This is a genomic window from Streptomyces sp. NBC_01460 (genome assembly GCF_036227405.1).
Lineage (GTDB): Bacteria > Actinomycetota > Actinomycetes > Streptomycetales > Streptomycetaceae > Streptomyces.
Genome location: NZ_CP109473.1, coordinates 377,279 through 394,034 on the forward strand (window position 1 = coordinate 377,279; position 16,756 = coordinate 394,034).

Annotated in this window: 15 protein-coding genes; 6 read left to right on the top strand and 9 right to left on the bottom strand. The window is 70.6% G+C overall.

Annotation, left to right across the window (positions count from 1 at the left end):
* Window positions 1–59 precede the first annotated feature (59 nt).
* A complete protein-coding gene (locus OG488_RS01770) occupies window positions 60–659 on the top strand; it encodes a DinB family protein (RefSeq protein ID WP_329225204.1) in 600 nt (199 codons plus the stop codon).
* 33 nt (window positions 660–692) lie between these two features.
* Here the strand turns inward: OG488_RS01770 and OG488_RS01775 are convergent, their stop codons facing one another.
* Window positions 693–1,763 carry a glycoside hydrolase family 43 protein gene (locus OG488_RS01775; RefSeq protein WP_329225206.1) on the bottom strand — a complete coding sequence of 357 codons (1,071 nt, stop codon included), beginning with the start codon at window positions 1,761–1,763 and terminating at the stop codon, window positions 693–695.
* 381 nt (window positions 1,764–2,144) lie between these two features.
* On the opposite strand from OG488_RS01775, the gene OG488_RS01780 reads away from it, so the two are divergent.
* A complete protein-coding gene (locus OG488_RS01780; protein ID WP_406466247.1) occupies window positions 2,145–3,794 on the top strand; it encodes an RICIN domain-containing protein in 1,650 nt (549 codons plus the stop codon).
* A 71-nt stretch (window positions 3,795–3,865) separates the two neighbouring features.
* Here OG488_RS01780 and OG488_RS01785 read toward each other — a convergent pair whose 3' ends face one another.
* The 4 genes from OG488_RS01785 to OG488_RS01800 form a co-directional block, all read right to left on the bottom strand.
* On the bottom strand, window positions 3,866–5,692 hold the full coding sequence (locus OG488_RS01785) for a glycoside hydrolase family 2 protein (protein WP_329225210.1): 1,827 nt from the start codon (window positions 5,690–5,692) through the stop codon (window positions 3,866–3,868).
* A 109-nt stretch (window positions 5,693–5,801) separates the two neighbouring features.
* Window positions 5,802–6,701: a carbohydrate ABC transporter permease gene (locus OG488_RS01790; protein ID WP_329225212.1), complete on the bottom strand. Its 900-nt coding sequence runs from the start codon at window positions 6,699–6,701 to the stop codon at window positions 5,802–5,804.
* 2 nt (window positions 6,702–6,703) lie between these two features.
* On the bottom strand, window positions 6,704–7,657 hold the full coding sequence (locus OG488_RS01795) for a carbohydrate ABC transporter permease (protein ID WP_329225214.1): 954 nt from the start codon (window positions 7,655–7,657) through the stop codon (window positions 6,704–6,706).
* A gap of 23 nt (window positions 7,658–7,680) precedes the next feature.
* Complete coding sequence (locus OG488_RS01800) at window positions 7,681–9,051, bottom strand: extracellular solute-binding protein (RefSeq protein WP_329225216.1); 1,371 nt, start codon at window positions 9,049–9,051, stop codon at window positions 7,681–7,683.
* Window positions 9,052–9,318: 267 nt separating this feature from the next.
* On the opposite strand from OG488_RS01800, the gene OG488_RS01805 reads away from it, so the two are divergent.
* The 3 genes from OG488_RS01805 (at window position 9,319) to OG488_RS01815 (ending at window position 13,049) form a co-directional block, all read left to right on the top strand.
* Window positions 9,319–10,374 (top strand): LacI family DNA-binding transcriptional regulator, encoded by a 1,056-nt coding sequence (locus OG488_RS01805; protein WP_329225218.1) that lies wholly within the window; start codon window positions 9,319–9,321, stop codon window positions 10,372–10,374.
* A 272-nt stretch (window positions 10,375–10,646) separates the two neighbouring features.
* Window positions 10,647–11,948 carry an SGNH/GDSL hydrolase family protein gene (locus OG488_RS01810; protein WP_443074198.1) on the top strand — a complete coding sequence of 434 codons (1,302 nt, stop codon included), beginning with the start codon at window positions 10,647–10,649 and terminating at the stop codon, window positions 11,946–11,948.
* 210 nt (window positions 11,949–12,158) lie between these two features.
* Window positions 12,159–13,049 (top strand): LLM class F420-dependent oxidoreductase, encoded by an 891-nt coding sequence (locus OG488_RS01815; RefSeq protein ID WP_329225220.1) that lies wholly within the window; start codon window positions 12,159–12,161, stop codon window positions 13,047–13,049.
* 47 nt (window positions 13,050–13,096) lie between these two features.
* Here the strand turns inward: OG488_RS01815 and OG488_RS01820 are convergent, their stop codons facing one another.
* A complete protein-coding gene (locus tag OG488_RS01820) occupies window positions 13,097–13,942 on the bottom strand; it encodes a GNAT family N-acetyltransferase (protein WP_329225222.1) in 846 nt (281 codons plus the stop codon).
* Between the two features lie 276 nt (window positions 13,943–14,218).
* Here OG488_RS01820 and OG488_RS01825 point away from each other — a divergent pair, with 276 nt between their 5' ends.
* Entirely contained in the window at window positions 14,219–14,860 is a 642-nt protein-coding gene (locus tag OG488_RS01825; protein WP_329225224.1) for a class I SAM-dependent DNA methyltransferase, read from the top strand.
* 123 nt (window positions 14,861–14,983) lie between these two features.
* Here OG488_RS01825 and OG488_RS01830 read toward each other — a convergent pair whose 3' ends face one another.
* The 3 genes from OG488_RS01830 to OG488_RS01840 form a co-directional block, all read right to left on the bottom strand.
* Window positions 14,984–15,646 carry a maleylpyruvate isomerase family mycothiol-dependent enzyme gene (locus OG488_RS01830; protein WP_329225226.1) on the bottom strand — a complete coding sequence of 221 codons (663 nt, stop codon included), beginning with the start codon at window positions 15,644–15,646 and terminating at the stop codon, window positions 14,984–14,986.
* A 145-nt stretch (window positions 15,647–15,791) separates the two neighbouring features.
* Window positions 15,792–16,298, bottom strand: a complete 507-nt coding sequence (locus OG488_RS01835; protein WP_329225227.1) for a GNAT family N-acetyltransferase — start codon at window positions 16,296–16,298, stop codon at window positions 15,792–15,794.
* Window positions 16,299–16,546: 248 nt separating this feature from the next.
* Complete coding sequence (locus tag OG488_RS01840; protein ID WP_329225229.1) at window positions 16,547–16,717, bottom strand: hypothetical protein; 171 nt, start codon at window positions 16,715–16,717, stop codon at window positions 16,547–16,549.
* Between the last annotated feature and the right edge of the window lie 39 nt (window positions 16,718–16,756).

The window sequence follows — 16,756 nt, forward strand, 5'->3', positions numbered from 1 at the left end:
CTGACCGGACCGCTTCTCCGGCGGCCGGACTGTCGGTGCCGGGTGCGAGACTTCCGGGCATGACCGAACCGGATCCGAAAGCGGAGCTCCTGCGTTACCTGCAGGACGGACGCGACGCCCTCCTGTGGAAGCTCGACGGACTCACGGAGTACGACGTGCGCCGCCCGCTGACCCCGACGGGCACGAATCTGCTGGGCCTGGTCAAGCATGTCGCCGGCGTCGAGCTCGGATACTTCGGCGACACGTTCGGGCGGCCCTTCTTCGGCGAGCGGCCACCGCCCTGGTGGTACACGGAGGACGCGGGGGCCAACGCGGACATGTGGGCCACGGCGGACGAGTCGCGGGAAGAGATCGTCGGCTTGTACCGCACGGCGTGGGAGCACTCCGACAGCACGATCGAGTCCCTGGCCCTCGACGCGGTCGGTCATGTCCCGTGGTGGCCGGAGGAGCGCGCGGAGGTGACCCTGCACCACATCCTGGTACGCGTGATCTCCGACACCCAGCGCCACGCGGGCCACGCCGACATCGTGCGGGAGCTCATCGACGGAACGGCCGGTCACTCGGAGGGCTCGGACAACCTGCCGAGCGAGGATCAGGCATGGTGGGCGAACCACCGGCGCCGGCTGGAGCGTGTCGCGAGAGAGGCCGGCAGCGACTGACCCACCTGCCGCCGCCGGCCCCTCGCCTCCGGTCTACTCGAAGAACTTCAGACTCCAGCCGGTGTCGGTGTTCGGCCCGGGGACGTTGGCGCGGCTGTAGGTGCTGTTGCCCCACCAGGTGAACGTGCCCGTGTACCAGTACCGGTTCTCCCACGCGTACGGCGTGCCCTTCGGCACCGCGTGGAACATCGACGGGAACTTCGGGCCGGCGGGCGGGCTCGTGCCGATGTCCCCGTCGAGCAGGACGAAGCTGTGGTGGCCGGGGCCGTTGACGTGCAGCGTCGGGTCCCAGCCCGCCATCATCGTCGCACGGTTGGATCCGAACAGGCAGCCGTTGGACTTGTACCAGTCCCATACGTAGGTCGGGTCGCCGCCGGCGCGCAGCCTGAGGTCGGCCAGGCAGTACTGGTCGCTCCAGCTGCCGTTGGCCGAGTACACGATGTGCAGTTGGCCGTTCGGGTCCTTGATGGGCTCGGGGCCCTCGTTGATGAACGGGTTGCCGACGACGCGTTCCCAGCTCTCCCTGGGCTGCGAGATGACGTACCGGGCTCCGGTCGGTGTGGTCGGGCTGCTCATCCGGGTGATGTAGAGGTTCTGCTCGACGTTGGTGCCACCGGCCCATCCGGACCAGACGAACCAGCGCTGCCCGTTGAAGGTGAACAGGGCCCCGTCGATGGCCCACCTGTCGTCCGGCAGGGCCAGTTTCGTCTCGGCGGTGTAGCCGCTGTCCCGCGCGGTCGAGCTGATCACGTACATCCGGTGGGCCGCGCCACGGCCGGCGGAGAAGTAGATGTAGTAGCGGCCGCCGTCGACGACGACCTCCGGTGCCCAGACCTCACCGAGACCACGGGTGTCGGACCAGACCTGCCGGGCGGCGGCCGAGGCCAGTGCCGCGGTCGACGAGGCCTGCCGTACGGCGATGCCGCCACCGGTGGACTGCACCGAGACGTAGGTGCTCCCGACCCTCAGCACGCTGGGATCCGCCGCCCGGAGGCCGGTCTGCTCGGCCCGGGCGGGCTCCGCGGACGACACCGACATCACCAGGAGAAGGACGCCGGACAGCGCGAGGGCCGCGGCACCGTACAGACTGCGAAAGCGTTTCATGGCCTCGTTCCCTGGTTGGCCGCCGCCGCTTCGACGCCGACATTTACATCGATGGAAGAGCGCCGTAACATCATCGTGACTAGCCCTGGACATGTCAATCCTCCGGAACTCCCCCGCCCTGTACACGGGCCGCGACGGCAGCGGCTGCTTCGGCGTGCCTCCCGGCACCCTCCGGTCCCGTCGGCGTGAGGCTTCCGCCGCGCAGCACCCCGAGGAAGGAAGAACCCCGTGATCCGATTACGCGCCGCCCAACCCCGTACACACCGCCGGCCGCTCGCGGAAGCAGCCTCCACCGCGGCATCCGAGGCCGGCACCCGGACGGCGGGAGCCTCTCCCGGAGCCCGGCGGTGGGCCGGGAGAGTGGCGGCGGCCGTCGGCCTCCTGGCGCTGACGCTCCCCTGGTCCACCCCGGCGGCCGTGTCCGCACCCGTACCGGCGACCCAGGCCGCCGCCGGCCGTGCGTCGGCCGGCGGCGTGCCGTCGGGAGAACTCTCCGCGGTGGCGACCGGTACGCCACTGCGGAACGGCACCGGCCTGTACCCTCGCGCCGTCCGGCTCGCTCACAACGGCGCGGCGAACGGTCGTGTCCTGGCGAGCGTCGTCACCTTCGACGGCAACAACGGCGTCGGCGCCCTCCACGAGAGCACCGACGCGGGAACGACCTTCAGGGAGGTCGGCAGGGTCGCCGACCCGGAGTCCGCCGGGGGCCAGGGCCTGTGCTGCACCACGCTGTTCGAGCTCCCCCGGCAGGTCGGCGGCCTGCCCGCCGGGACACTGCTCTGGGCCTCCTCCGCCGGGCAGGACGAGAGCAACCGCCGTATGTCCCTCCGCGTCTGGCGCAGCAACGACATCGGCCGCACCTGGTCCTATCTGTCGTCCTGCGCCTCGGCGACGGGAACGGGCGGCCTGTGGGAGCCGGAGTTCTCCGTGGCGGCGGACGGGGCCCTGGTCTGCCACTACGCCGACGAGACGGATCCCGCGCACAGTCAGAAGCTGTCCGCCGCCCGCAGCTACGACGGCGTCCACTGGCAGGACCGGCGTGACGTCGTGGCAAGCGGCTGGACCCCCGACCGGCCGGGCATGCCGGTCGTCAGGAAGCTCCCGGACTCCACCTACTTCATGAGCTACGAGATCTGCAACCCCGGCGGCCAGTACCAGTGCGTGGTCCACTACCGGACCTCGGCGGACGGATGGAACTGGGGCGACCCCGCGCACCTGGGCTTCCGGCCGGAGACCGTCGACGGCAAGTACTTCCGCGCGGCACCGACCATCGCCTGGTCCCCGTCACCGGGCGGCGGCGCCAACGGCAGGATCCTGCTGATCGGGCAGAGGCTGCTGAACCGGGACGGCAGCACAGCGGCGGACAGCGGCAGGACCATCCTGGCCAACACGGAGAACGGGACCGGCCCGTGGTACGAGATCGAATCCCCCGTGAAGGTCACCGACCCAGGTGTGAACTACTGCCAGAACTACAGCTCTCCCCTGGTGCCGTCGGCGGACGGCGCCCAGGTGCTGCAGATCGCCACGGACTGGGACGGCACCGTGTGCCGGCCCTACTTCGCGACCGGCCGGACCACCGGAAGCGGTGACGCGGCGGGGGTGGCGGACGGGGCGGTCCACCGCTTGGTGAACGCGAACAGCGGGCACTGCCTCGACGTGGCCGGCGACTCCCGTGCGGTGGGCGGCAACGTCCAGCAGTGGACGTGCAACGGTCTCGGCCCGCAGGACTGGCTGGTGAAGGCGCGCGGCGACGGCCGTTACACGCTCACCGGACGCAACAGCGGGCACTGCCTGGACGTCGAGAACGGTTCGGCGGTGCCCGGCGCCGACGTCCGGCAGTGGTCGTGCAACAGCCAGGCGGCGCAGGACTGGCGGCTCCAGAACGTCGGCCGCGGGTACTACCGGCTGGTCTCCGGCGCGAGCGGCCAGTGCCTCGACGTGGCGAGCGGGTCCCGCGAGCCCGGGGGCGACGTCCGCCAGTGGACGTGCAACGGCCTCCAGCCGCAGATCTGGCGTCTCGAACGGCGCTGAGCCGGCCGGCGGAGCGGAAACTCCCGGAGGTCTCCCCGTAACCGTGGCGGGGAGACCTCCGGGCGGGTCGGCTACACCGGGCCCTGGTCCTCCTCGATCGCTGCCGCCCGCAGCTGCGCCGCACGGATGCGGGAGACGTCGAGCTTGGTGCCGCGGTCGAAGCGGTAGACGCCGTTCTGCTCCTGGAAGACATCGGTCAGCTGCGTGTAGCAGTAGCCGAACATGGCGGGGTCCCCGAGCAGCACGCCGGTGAGACCGGCGAAGCGCTGGTGGAACTCGTCCTCGTCCCGGACGCGTTCGCCGTAGCCCCAGGAGGCGGTGCGGTCCTCACCCGACTGTGCGGCGGCCGCCTCCGGGTCCCACCAGATCCCGCCGAACTCGCTGACGAAGTACGGCTGGCCGCGGTACGGCTGCGAGTAGGCCGTGCCGTTCTCGTAGGCGTTGACGAAGGGCTCGTCCTTGGCCAGGCCCGCCATGAGCTGCCGGAAGGCGGCGGGATCCTGCTCGTAGGTGTGGGCGTCGTAGATGTCGGTCTCGGCGACCCGGTGGGCGTAGCCGGACGAGTCGATCACCGGCCGGGTGGTGTCCATGGCCTTGGTGGCCAGGAACATGGCGCGGGTGACGGCGTCGAGCTGGGTGATGCGGTCGTGCAGCTTCTGGTACGTCTCGTTCAGCGGGCACCAGCCGATGATCGAGGGGTGCGAGTAGTCGCGTTCAACAGCCTCCAGCCACTGGCCGACGTACGAGGCGTCCGGCTGCTGGTTGTCGCCGGAGGAGCCGCCGGTCTCGCAGCCCCAGTCGCCGAACTCACCCCAGACCAGGTAGCCGAGACGGTCCGCGTGGTACAGGAAGCGCTCCTCGAAGACCTTCTGGTGCAGCCGGGCGCCGTTGAACCCGGCCTCCATCGCGAGCTCGATGTCGCGGACGAGCGCCTCGTCGGTCGGGGCGGTCATCAGCCCGTCCGGGTACCACCCCTGGTCGAGCACGAGCCGCTGGAAGACGGGGCGCCCGTTGAGGGTGACGGCCTTGCCGCGCAGGCCGACGGAGCGCAGACCGGCATAGCTCTCCACACGGTCGGCCACCTCGCCGGCGGCGTCGAGCAGTTCGAGGCTCACGTCGTACAGATGAGGGTCCTCGGGGCTCCACTCCCGTCGCCTCGAGGCATCCACGGGGAGGTGGAGACGCGGTGCGAGGTCGAGGTCGGCGCGGGACTCTGCGCGGCTGACCTCGCCGTCGGCGTCGCTGAGCACGGCGCGTACGACGTGGCCGGGCCGGTTGCCGGACAGCGGCAGTTCGAGGTGGAAGGCCGAGCCACCGAGATCGGGGGTGATGCGAGGGCGCCTGAGGTGGACCTCGGGCACCGGTTCCGCCCAGACGGTCTGCCAGATGCCCGTCACCCGGGTGTAGTTGCAGTCGTGGTTCGCGTACTGGATCGCCTGCTTCCCCCGGGCCTGCGGGCCGGAACGGGGGTCGCGGGCCCGGACGGTGACGACGATGTCCTCACCGGAGCCGGCGACGTCGCCGAGGTCGGCGGTGAACGGGGTGAAGCCGCCGCGGTGCCGCGCGACCTCGGTGCCGTCGGCCCATACGGTCGTGTCGTAGTCGACGGCGCCGAAGTGCAGCAGCACGCGACGCCCCGCCCAGGAGGACGGCAGGGAAAGCGTCCGCCGGTACCAGACGGCCTCCAGGAAGTCCGTCTCCCCGATGCCGGAGAGCTCGGACTCGGGCGGGAAGGGGACGAGGATCTCCCGGTCCAGATCACGCGCGAGGAGGCCGCGCTCCAGTCCGCTGTCCCCCTGGTCGGTCTCGAACTGCCACGGGCCGTTCAGATTGAGCCAGTCGCGGCGGACGAACTGCGGACGGGGGTACTCCGGACGCGGTACGGAGTGAGTGGACACACGTGCTCCAGTCGATCGGCGGGGCGGCGGAGAACCGCTCCCGGGTGGTGCGGAAGGGCGGTGCGGTACAACGGTGCGGTACGGGCGGACACGACGGGCGTGGTGGAGGTCAGGCCCCGCCGAGGCCCGTGGTGGCCACCGAGTTGACGATGCGCCTCTGGAAGAGGAGGAACACCGCGATCAGCGGGAGCGCCGCCAGCAGGGCGGAGGCCATGGACTGCGCGTACTGGATGCCGTAGGCGTCCTTGACGGTCGCCAGTCCCACCGGCAGCGTCATCAGGGAGGGGTCGTTGGTGACGATGAAGGGCCACATGAAGTTGTTCCACGCCCCGATGAAGACGAAGATCGCCACGGCGGCGACGATGGGCCTGGACAGCGGCAGCACGATCGACGTGAACACCCGCAGCTCGGACGCGCCGTCGATCCGGGCGGCGTCCTCCAGCTCCCGGGGAATGCTCTCGAAGAACCGCTTGAGGATGAAGACCATCATCGGCGCGACCACCTGGGGCAGGATCACCGCGGCGTAGGTGTCCACCAGGTCGAAGAGAAGCATCTGCTTGAACAGCGGGACGACCAGCAACTGCGGCGGAACCATGATCGCGGCGACGGTCACGGCGAGGAGGGCCCGACGGCCGCGGAAGGTCCCGCGGGCGAAGCCGTAGGCGGCGAGGGTGGAGACGACGACGGTGAGCAGCGTGACCAGGCCGGCCACGAGGAAGCTGTTGAACGCCCAGAGCGCGACGTTGCCGCGTTCGAGGATCTGTTCGTACGACCCGAGGGTGAGCGCTCCCTTCAGCGGGGAGAGGCCGGGTGTGGCCACGTCCTGGTCGCTCTGGAGGGAGGTGGCGACGGCCCAGACGAAGGGAAGCAGCCAGATCGCCGCCAGGACGGCCAGCGCGGTTCCGGCCAGCACGCGGGGTGTGCGGCCGTGCCCGAGGAGCAGCGGGGAGCCGGTCGCTCCACGCGGTGGCCGAGGGCGTCTGCGAGGTGCGGTGGCGGTGGCGGACATGGTCAGTCCTCCTTCCGGAAGAAGCGGAGCTGCGCGACGGAGACGATGATCACGAGCGCGAAGAACAGGTAGGAGACGGCCGAGGCGTAGCCCAGGCGGTAGCCGGTGAACCCGACGTCGTAGACGTACTCGAGGATCGGCCGGGTGGAGCCGTTGGGGCCGCCCTTGGTGAGGATGTAGATCTGGTCGAACACCTTGAGCGAGGCGAGGATCTGCAGCATGGCCACCAGCACGGTGGTTCTGCGCAGTTGCGGCAGCGTGACGGACCAGAGGCGACGCCATGCGCCGGCGCCGTCGAGCGCCGCGGCCTCGTCGTAGGTGGAGGGCAGGGACTGCAGGGCGGAGAGGTAGAGCAGGAAGTTGAAGCCGACCGTCCACCAGACGGTGAGCGCAGCGACGGCCCACATGGTGACGGCTTCGTCGGAGAGCCAGCCGACGGGTTCGAGGCCCAGTGTGGTGAGGAGCTGGTTCCCCAGGCCCAGGTCGGGCTGGTAGAGCCAGGTCCAGATCAGTGTGACGACGGTGACGGGCAGCAGATAGGGCGCGAAGAAGGCCAGACGCCAGACCCACTGGCCTGCCAGACCGCTGTGCACCAGGAGCGCCATCGCGAGGGCCACCAGCACGAGCGGCACACAGGAGATCAGGGTGAAGACGGCGGTGTTGCCGAGGCTGCTCCACACGTCCGGGTCGCCGAACGCCTCGGCGTAGTTGTCGAAGCCGACGAAGGTCGTGTCGCGGATGGCGAGTGACGTGTCGGTGAAGCTCATCCAGAGGCCGTGGACGACGGGCCAGACCAGGAAGAGCGCGAACACGATCAGGAAAGGCAGGACGAAGAGCAGTCCGGTACCCGGCCGGTGGCGGTCTTCCCGACGGGGCGGACGGGCGTCGCCGGCCCCGGGGGAAGGCGCTCCGGCCGGCAGGTCGGCGTCGGCGCCTATGGGTGCGGTGGTGGTCACGGGATGACTCCTTCGGCTCTCGGTCAGGCCACCGGGTTGGGCTGCCGGAGCAGCGTGTCCGCTTCGCGGATCATCTGGCGCACCGCCTTCTCGGCGGAGGCGTTGCCCATCAGTGCTGCCTGGAGCGGCTGGCACATCCGGTTCTGGAAGTTGGAGCCCGCGCCGACGAACCAGTTCGGGGGGTCGAGCACGGCGACCTCGCCCGCGTCCGCGTACGACGACTGCGGGTGCAGCGCCGTGTACCCGGGTTCGGCGAGCACCGGCTGGTAGGCGGGTATGTGTCCCGCGCTCGCCCAGGTGAGGCTCTGCTTGATGATCTGCGCGATGTAGCGGTGGGCCTCCCGGCGCCTGTCGGGGTCCGGGTCCTTCTGGTGCGGCAGGACGAAGCTGTGCGAGTCCGTGTAGACGGCGGGCCGGTCGAAGACCTGGGGGAACGGCGCGGCGCCGAGGGGGATCCCGGACTTCTTCAGCGTCGGCAGCTCCCATTCGCCGAGCATGACCATGCCTCCGCGACCGCCGAGGAAGTTGGCCATCGCACCGTTGTAGTCGAGGTTGTTGGGGTTGGTCTTCCCGTCGAAGAGCTGCTTCATGAAGTCCACGACCCGTACGGCGGCGTCGACGTCGATGTCGGGCGGTCCTCCGTCCGGGAGGGTGAAGGACGCACCGGTCTGCGCATAGAGGGCGGCGAACTGACGCCAGTTCTGGGCCGTGTCGGTGACGTGCCCGAAGAGGATGCCCGAGCCCCCGGTGGCCTCGGCGAGTGCCTTGCCCGCGTCCAGCATGGCCTGGGGCGAGCCCATCGGTGCCAGCTCCCCCGCCGGGTCGAGCAGCCCCGCCCTGTCCGCCGCCTCCCGGTCGTAGAAGACGATGAAGGGGTGGACGTCGAGGGGGATCGCGTACACGGTCCCGGCGTGCTGGGTCCGCGACCACACCGCAGGGGTGAAGTCCTTCTCGGACACGCCGAATTCGGCGAGCAGGTCGAGGTCGAAGGGGTCCAGCAGCCCTCCGGGGGCGTATCCCGCCAGTCTGGAGAGATGGAGTACGGCGACGTCGGAGGCCCTGCCGCCCGCGGCCGACATGGCGAGCTTGGTGTAGTAGGACGGGCCCCAGTCGAGGATGGTCCGTTCGACGGAGAAGCCGTCCGGTCCTGCGGAGACGGCTTCGATCATCTCGTCCATCAGCATGCCGTCACCGCCCTGGAAGAGGTCCCAGACATTCAGGTCGGACGCGCCGGAGGCCGAGGCGGGCGAGGCGCAGCCCGCGAGCGATCCGGCTGCGGCCAGCGCGCCGGCGCCGGCCAGGCCGGAGCGGAGGATCCCACGGCGGCTGACACCGTGCACGGGACCCGGTTCCCGGGGGCGGCGCACCTGGCGGGCAGGGAACGAAGAACTCATCGCGGACCTTTCGACGGCCGGACGCTCATGCCGGACCGGCGGTGGACCCCAGGTACGAGCGGAGCCACCGCGGACGGCAGACGGTTGGCGCACCGGCTGAAACGGTGCGGTGGCATGTTTTTACATCGATGTACATTCGCTGTAAAGGGTTCGGTACAGACGTCTGCCCGAAGCGCGGCTGCCGACGGACCGCCCGGTGGCCTGGTGCGTCCGCTCCCCACTGCTGGACATAGACTCGGCGGCGCGCGAGGGAAGGGAGGGGTTGCGGTGGCACGGCCCAGGATCAAGGACGTCGCCCGGCACGCGGGCGTGTCCGAGAAGACGGTGTCCAATGTGATCAACGACTACACCCATGTCTCCGAGCGCACCCGGAGAGTGGTCCAGGAGGCCATCGCGCATCTCGGGTACCGGGTCAATCTGGCAGGCCGCCACCTGCGGAAGGGCCGCACGGGCATCATCGCCCTCGTCGTGCCCGAGCTCGACGTCCCGTACTTCGCCGAACTCGCGCGCCACGTGGTCCGCGAGGCCGGCCAGCGCTCACTGACGGTGCTGATCCACCAGTCCGGCGCCGACCGCGAGCACGAGCTGGCCGCACTGGCCGGCTTCGACTCCGACTTCGTCGACGGGATCATCCTCAGCCCGCTCGCCCTCACCCCCGACGACCTGCGCGAGCATCCGGGCGCTCCCCCGACCGTCCTCATCGGGGAGTTGCTGGAGGAGGGCGCCGACCACGTCGCCATAGACAACGAGCAGGCCGCCCGCGAGGCCACCGAGCACCTGATCGCGCTGGGCAGGCGTTCGATCCTGGCCGTCGGCGGACGCGACGCCACCGGCCTGGGCACGGCTGAGGCACGCACCCGCGGCTATCGCGCGGCCCTGTCGGAGGCGGGCATCCCGTACGACCCCTCCGCCCTGCTGCCCGTCGAGTCCTTCCGGATGTCCGACGGCGCCCGGGCGGTGGCGGGTGCGCTGAGCCGGGGGGCACGACCCGACGCGCTCCTCTGCTTCAACGACCAGTTGGCGCTCGGCGCGCTGCGCACGCTGCACGAGCACGGCGTCCGGGTCCCGGAGAGCGTCGCCGTGATGGGCTTCGACGACGTGGAGGGCGGCCGGTTCAGCGTGCCGACGCTCAGCACGGTGGCACCGGACAAGGCGGCGGTGGCGCGGACCGCCGTCCAGCTCCTCCAGCGCCGCATCGACGAGGCGACGGGTTCGTCCACGAGTACGGACGAGGCGGGCCCCGCCGTCCTGTCACCGCAGGACCGCGTGGTGGCGCACCGGCTGGTCCTGCGGGAAAGCACCGAGGGCTCCGCCGACTCCTGACGTCGCAGCATGTCGGACACCTGATGCCCGGGGCCTCGACGGGGCCACCGGGAACCGTGCGCGGCCCGTTCGATCCGGCATGCCGCGGCGCGGCAGGGCGTGGCTCCGACCGCCTGCTCCGCCCCAACCTCCCCTGCGGCGCTCCCTGTCCATCGGCGCCGGGTGGCACTCCGGACACCTCACGCGCAAACGGGCTCACGGTTCCATTAGAACCCTTCGCCTGCTACGGTTCCGGAGAACCTAACGGAACCACATCCCCATTAGGAGGACTCGTGAGCGCGCCCTACGTATCCCGTATCGCCGCACCTCTCGTCGCCGGAGCCCTTGCCGCGGGCATCCTGGCCGGCCCCGGCGAAGCGGCTCCTGGCGGCGGAGCGGCCCCCGTCGCCTGGAGCACCGCCTGGGGCGCCTCCCCTCAGATGCCCAGCACCGGTTTCACACCCAACTGGTCCCAGGAGGGCTTCTCGCACCAGTCCGTCCGCCAGGTGGTCCGGGCCACCAAGGGCGGCGACGTGATCCGGATCCGGCTCTCCAACGCCTACGGCACCTCGCCGCTGAACATCACCGGAGCGACGATCGCCCGCACCGCACAGGGCGCAGCCGTCGAGAAGGGGTCGGTCCGCCGTCTCACCTTCGACGGCAGGGGATCGGCCGAGGTCCCGGCTCACGGCGAGCTCCGCAGCGACGCGACCGGACTGCGCCTGAAAAGGCTGGAGTCGGTCACGGTCACGCTCTACCTCGCGGGGACCACGGGCCCCGCGACCTTCCACTCGCAGGGCTGGGCCGACACCTATCGAGCGGGCGGCGACCACCGGTCCGACACGGCGGCACGTGCGTACACCAGCAGGACCCAGTCCTGGTACTACCTCTCCGGCGTCGAAGTGGGCGCCTCACAGGGCGAGGCCTCCGCCCAGGGTGCCGGCGGACCCACCGGTCATGACGGCATCGTCGTCTTCGGGGATTCCCTCACCGACGGCTTCGGATCCACCCCCCGGACCAACCGGCGTTACTCCGACGCCCTGGCCGAGCTGACCGGGCGGCCCGTCGTCAACGCGGGCATCGGTGGCAACCTCGTGCTCAACGACTCGGCCTGGTTCGGCGAGCGGGCCACCGCCCGATTCCGGCGCGACGTACTGGACCAGCCGGGCATCTCCACGGTCGTCATCCTCCAGGGCGTCAACGACATCGGCTTCAGCGAAGCCGCCACGCGACCCGACCCGCCCGCCACCTACAAGCCCGCACCGACCGTGTCCTCCCGCGAACTCATCGCCGCTTACCGCGAGCTGATCCACGCGGCTCACACACGGGGTCTCGAGGCCGTGGGTGCGACCCTGCTCCCGTTCAAGGGGTCCGACCACTGGGGCCCGCACGCTGCACGGGTCAGCAACGAGGTGAACGACTGGATCCGGCACGCGGGCGAGTTCGACGCGTATGTCGACTTCGACAAGGCGCTCGCCGCACCGTCGAACCCGGACCGCCTCGACCCCGCCTACGCGGACGAGGACGCCCTGCACCCCAATGACACCGGATACCGCGTCATGGCCGGCGCCGTCGCCCGGGCCCTGGGGCACTGACCTGGGTGCGGCGTCCGTCGCCGGAGGCGGGGAACGCCCCACGGGTGGAGCGAGCGTGCTCGGCCGTCCGGCGGTCGTACACCGGTGAGGATGTTCGCCCGGGCCTGACTCCGGATCCGGGCGAGCATCCTCCCTGCCTGACTTCTCCCCCGATCAGGTGACCCCCGCCCCGGCTGGGAATAGTGGCCACGAAGGGTTGTTGACCCCACCATGACTTCTGGGACGCATGAGGCATTCGGGCGGGTCGGCATCTGGAGCAGTGCCCTCCACGCATCACGGCGGGACGACGCGGGCAGGAAGGCGCTCGTGGAGGCGGTCGCCGAGCTCGAAGAGCTGAAGTACGGCACTCTCTGGATCGGGGGCAGCCCCTCGCCCGAGGACGCCGCCGTGGTCGTCGCCGCCACCCGCACCATCACCGTGGCGACCGGCATCGTGAGCATCTGGGACCACTCCGCCGAGGAGGTGGCCGCACGGATCGCCGCGATCGACGCACAGGCGCGCGGGCGATTCGTCCTCGGCCTGGGCGTCAGCCACGGCCCGATGGTTCCGCAGTACGCCAAGCCGTACAGCGCGATGGTCGCCTACCTCGACGCACTCGACGCCGCGACCCCGCCCCTGGGTTCCGGGCACCGGGTGCTCGCGGCGCTCGGCCCGAAGATGCTGAAGCTCGCGACCGACCGGGCCCTGGGCGCCCATCCCTATCTCGTCACCACCGAGCACACGGCGGAAGCGCGTGACGCCCTCGGCCCCGACGCGCTGCTCGCCCCGGAGCTGTCGGTGGTGCTCGACACCGACCTCGACCGCGCCCGCACCACCGCGCGGGACATGCTGTCGATGTACCTCGGGCTCCCCAACTACACCGACAACCTCTTGCGCCTGGGCTTCTCGGAGAGCGACTTCGACGGCGGAGGGAGCGTCCGCCTGCTCGACGCCCTCTTCGCCCTGGGTGACGCCGACCGGGTGAGGGACCGGACCCGGGAGTACCTCGACGCCGGTGCCGATCACGTCGCACTCCAGGTCCTCACCGCCGACGAGGGAGGCGGCGGCCTGCCGCGGTCCGAATGGCGGGAGCTGGCCGGGGTGTTCGCGGACGAGCTGTAGGACCGGCTCCCCCGTCGCGGACCGCCCGAGCCGGTGGCAGAAGTGCGCTACCCGAGTTCGATCGTGGTCGCGGCGTAGACGCCGGCCCGGTCGGCATCGGGTACGCCCTTCGTGTACATCCGGGCGCACTCGAAGGTCGGTTCGAGGCCCAGGCGCTCCATCAGCTGGACCGCCGTCACGTTCACGTCGGGCACGTCCAGCGCCACCGGCGCTCCCGGCTGGGACGCCGACAGGCCGTTCAGCAGTGCGAGAGCGATGTCGTCGGAGGCGGCATAGAGAGGACCGACCCGTGCACCCGACCTGGCGGGGCGCACGACCCCGAACCCTCTCAGCTCGCCGTCCTCAAGCGCCACGAGGGCCGTGTGGCCGGGCACACCCACCCACAACGAGAGGAAGGCATCACGCCGTGCGGGGAAGAACCGGCGGTCGTAGGAAGCCAGCAGGCCGAAGGGGACGGATCCCGCGTCGGTCACCGTGATGCCCGGGGGAGGCGTCTCCTCACCGGGCACCCCCGCGTACCGCACGTGGTTCCACGCGGTGCGGAACCCCGATCTGCGGTAGTTGTCCTGCTGGTCGACCACGCCGTCGAGCCCCACGTTGCGTCCGTCCAGGGCCTTCATGGCCGCCCGCCACGTCCGGATCCCGTAGCCCTGGCCACGGACCTCGGGCCGGGCGATGTAGAAACCGATGAACCCGAACTCCGCCCCGTACCGCACGGCGGAGACGGAGGTGACCGGCTCTCCGTCCAGGCGTCCCAGCAGGAAGCCGTGCGGGTCGGCGGCGTGGAAGGGGAGGTGATCCAGTCTCCCCGGGTTCCACTGCTCGTCGTCGGCCCACTCCAGGAACGTCGTCATCTCACGGACGCCGGCGGTCGTGATCTCGTACGCTGCCATGTCCCTCTTCCACTCGATTCGATGAGGCGGTGAGGCGGGCCCCGCACGGTCGGCACGTGCCTCCCACGGTGCGCGGCGTTGCCGCCCCGCCCTGTGCCCTTCACTGTCCGCCCCTGACGGAGCGACAGCGACGTGAACCGGCCAATTCCCGCCTGGGCAGAGGCCTCTCGAGCCGTGCTCCCGCGGGTGCGGTCACCACGAGCCGGACGACCGCCGCTGTCAGGCCCTGGCGGAAAGGGATACCGGCGTCACAGGTACCCACTATTCTCCTCGCCCGTGACTCAGCCTTCCTCCCACCTCCTCGCGACTGCCGACGCGTACGACGCCGTCGCCGCTCTCTACGCCGACCTCTTCCGCGACGCGCTGGACTCCCTCCCCCTGGAACGCGCCGTACTCGCCGCGTTCGCCGAACTCGTACGGAGCACCGGCGGAGGGCCCGTCGTCGAACTGGGCTGTGGGCCCGGGCCCACGACCGCGCACCTGCGGGACCTCGGGCTCGATGCCTTCGGCGTCGATCTGTCGCCGGTGATGATCGACCTGGCCCGTACGCACTACCCGGACCTGCGGTTCGAGGTCGGATCCATGGACGCCCTCGACATGGCCGACGGCTCCGTGAACGGTGTCCTGTCCTGGTACTCCGTGATCCATGCCCCACCGCAGCACGTCCGCTCGTACGTCGACGAGTTCCGGCGGGTGCTCGCCCCAGGAGGTCATCTCCTGCTCGCCTTCTTCGAGTCGGAGGGCGATCCGGTCACGGTGTTCGACCACAAAGTGACGGCGGCCTATCGGTGGCCGATCGACGAGCTCGCGCGCGTGGTCGGCGAAGCCGGTTTCGTGGAAGTCGGCCGGATGCTGCGCGAACCGGGCGAGCAGGAGCGTTTCCGCCGGGGGCACCTTCTGATGCGCCTGGACACGTGACGCGGGCGTCGTCGGCCGGCCCACCGCTCACCGTCGCCGGCAACACGGTGTACGGACGCCCCGCGTGTCCGTACACCGGCCGGGCATCGCATCCGCAGCGCGCAGGAATCGCGGCAGGCGACGTCAGAGCCCGTCGCAGCGCTCGCGGAGGAGCTCGACGCCGTCGCCCTCCAGGTCGTCGAGAAAGGCCGCACGACCGGTCATGGCCATCACCAGCGCCAAGGTGGCCCCGGACACCGACGGACCGGAACCGGTCGTGAACGGTCCGTCGCACGCGACGAGGCGGAGGCCTTCGACACGTCCCTTCGCGAGAACCACGAGGTCCGATCCCTGGTAGTAGTCGGCCACCCGCGTGAGCGTCCCGATCGGATAGTCCCGGTGGAGTCCCAGCGGCCGCCGGATGTCCTCCCCGTGCACGATGGTCTCCCCGAGCATGGCGAGGACAGGGAGTGGCGGTTTCGTCGTACTCGTGACGACACGCCGGAATCGCTCAAGGGTCTCACCCGGGGACACGCCGAGCTGCTCGGCAAGCCGCATGGCCACTTGTCTGTCGAAGTCGAACCGGCATCGGACCACGCCGGCGAACCAGTTCAGGGCGCTCAGGCTCGCCCCCGCGGTGAGATGAGCCAGTACCTCACGGACTGTCAGTTCACTGCACAGTGACGGTGTCACCCATCGGCCGTCGGGAAGGTCTGCGAGATCGGCTGCCAACGCGGCCCTCTCGCGGTGCACCAGCGGCCAGGTCCCGTCCGCGCCGCCGCCCACCACCGGTCCGACATCGGTCATCCGGGCTCGTCTCCTTCAGCGTTGCACCCTGCGGGCCGGGCAGGAGGAGGACTCCGGCTCCATGGGATGTCATCGGCCATCCTGCACGTGCCTCGTGCAGGATGTGTGATGAACAGCCGGGACACGCCGTCTCCGGGACGCCGGGTCACAGGTCTCTGCGCATGCAGACCCGCGGCCACCGGTCGAGGCCGTGAGCCCTCTCCCGTCGCCGGATCTCCCTCAGGCCCGGGCCGATCTCCTCGTCGTCGAGCACGCGGAATCCGCAGCGCAGGTAGTAGGGCGCGTTCCAGGGAACGTCGGTGAACGTGGTGAGGGTCAGAGCGGGTACACCGTCGCAGGCGGCGTGATCCGCGAGGCGGGTCAGCAACGCCTGACCGGTCCCGCGGCGCGCGTGGGCGGGGTGCACCGACACCTGCTCGACATGCAGGTTCCCGTCGACGGGTTCAGCGATGAGGTAGGCCCCCGGGAGGTCTGCGGCGTCGACGGCGGCCCAGGCAAGTCCCGACCTCCGGTAGCAGGCCAACTCGACCAGGGAGAGGGGTTCGTCCTCGGCGATCTCGGCCATGCCGATGTCGCGGAAGCACTGACCGGCAGCCCTCTCGATGTCCTGGAGGCGTGGAAGATCGTCGGCGTTCACCGGGCGGATGAGCATGAGCACGATTGTCCCGGACAACGGCATCCCCGCGCGCGCCACGGTCCGGTGACACCGGACGGCAGGCAACACACGGGGTGGGGAGGGCTGGTCACGGGCGACCGGTGGGGGGACCGATCGGCGAACGCTCCTGCCGCGCGGACCCGGTCGATGCCGGAACGCCGCAGCCGCGCTCGCCGATCGGCCCCGCCGGACAGGACGCCGCACCCGCCCCGCAGGCGGGTGGACGGCCGGCCCGGACCGGGCGGTCACCGTCTGCCGACGCGCCGCCCGTTGCCGATGCCCGCGACATGCAGGGCCAGAAGAGCCAGGCCGATCAGCATCACGTTCGTGGAGGCGAAGATGTCGTTCGTCGCTATGTCAGCGGCGTTGATCAGGAAAGCGATGAAGAACAGTACCGCGGCGGCTATGGCCAGCATGACGTTGCTCCTTTGGTTGGTGGAACACATGTGCCCCTC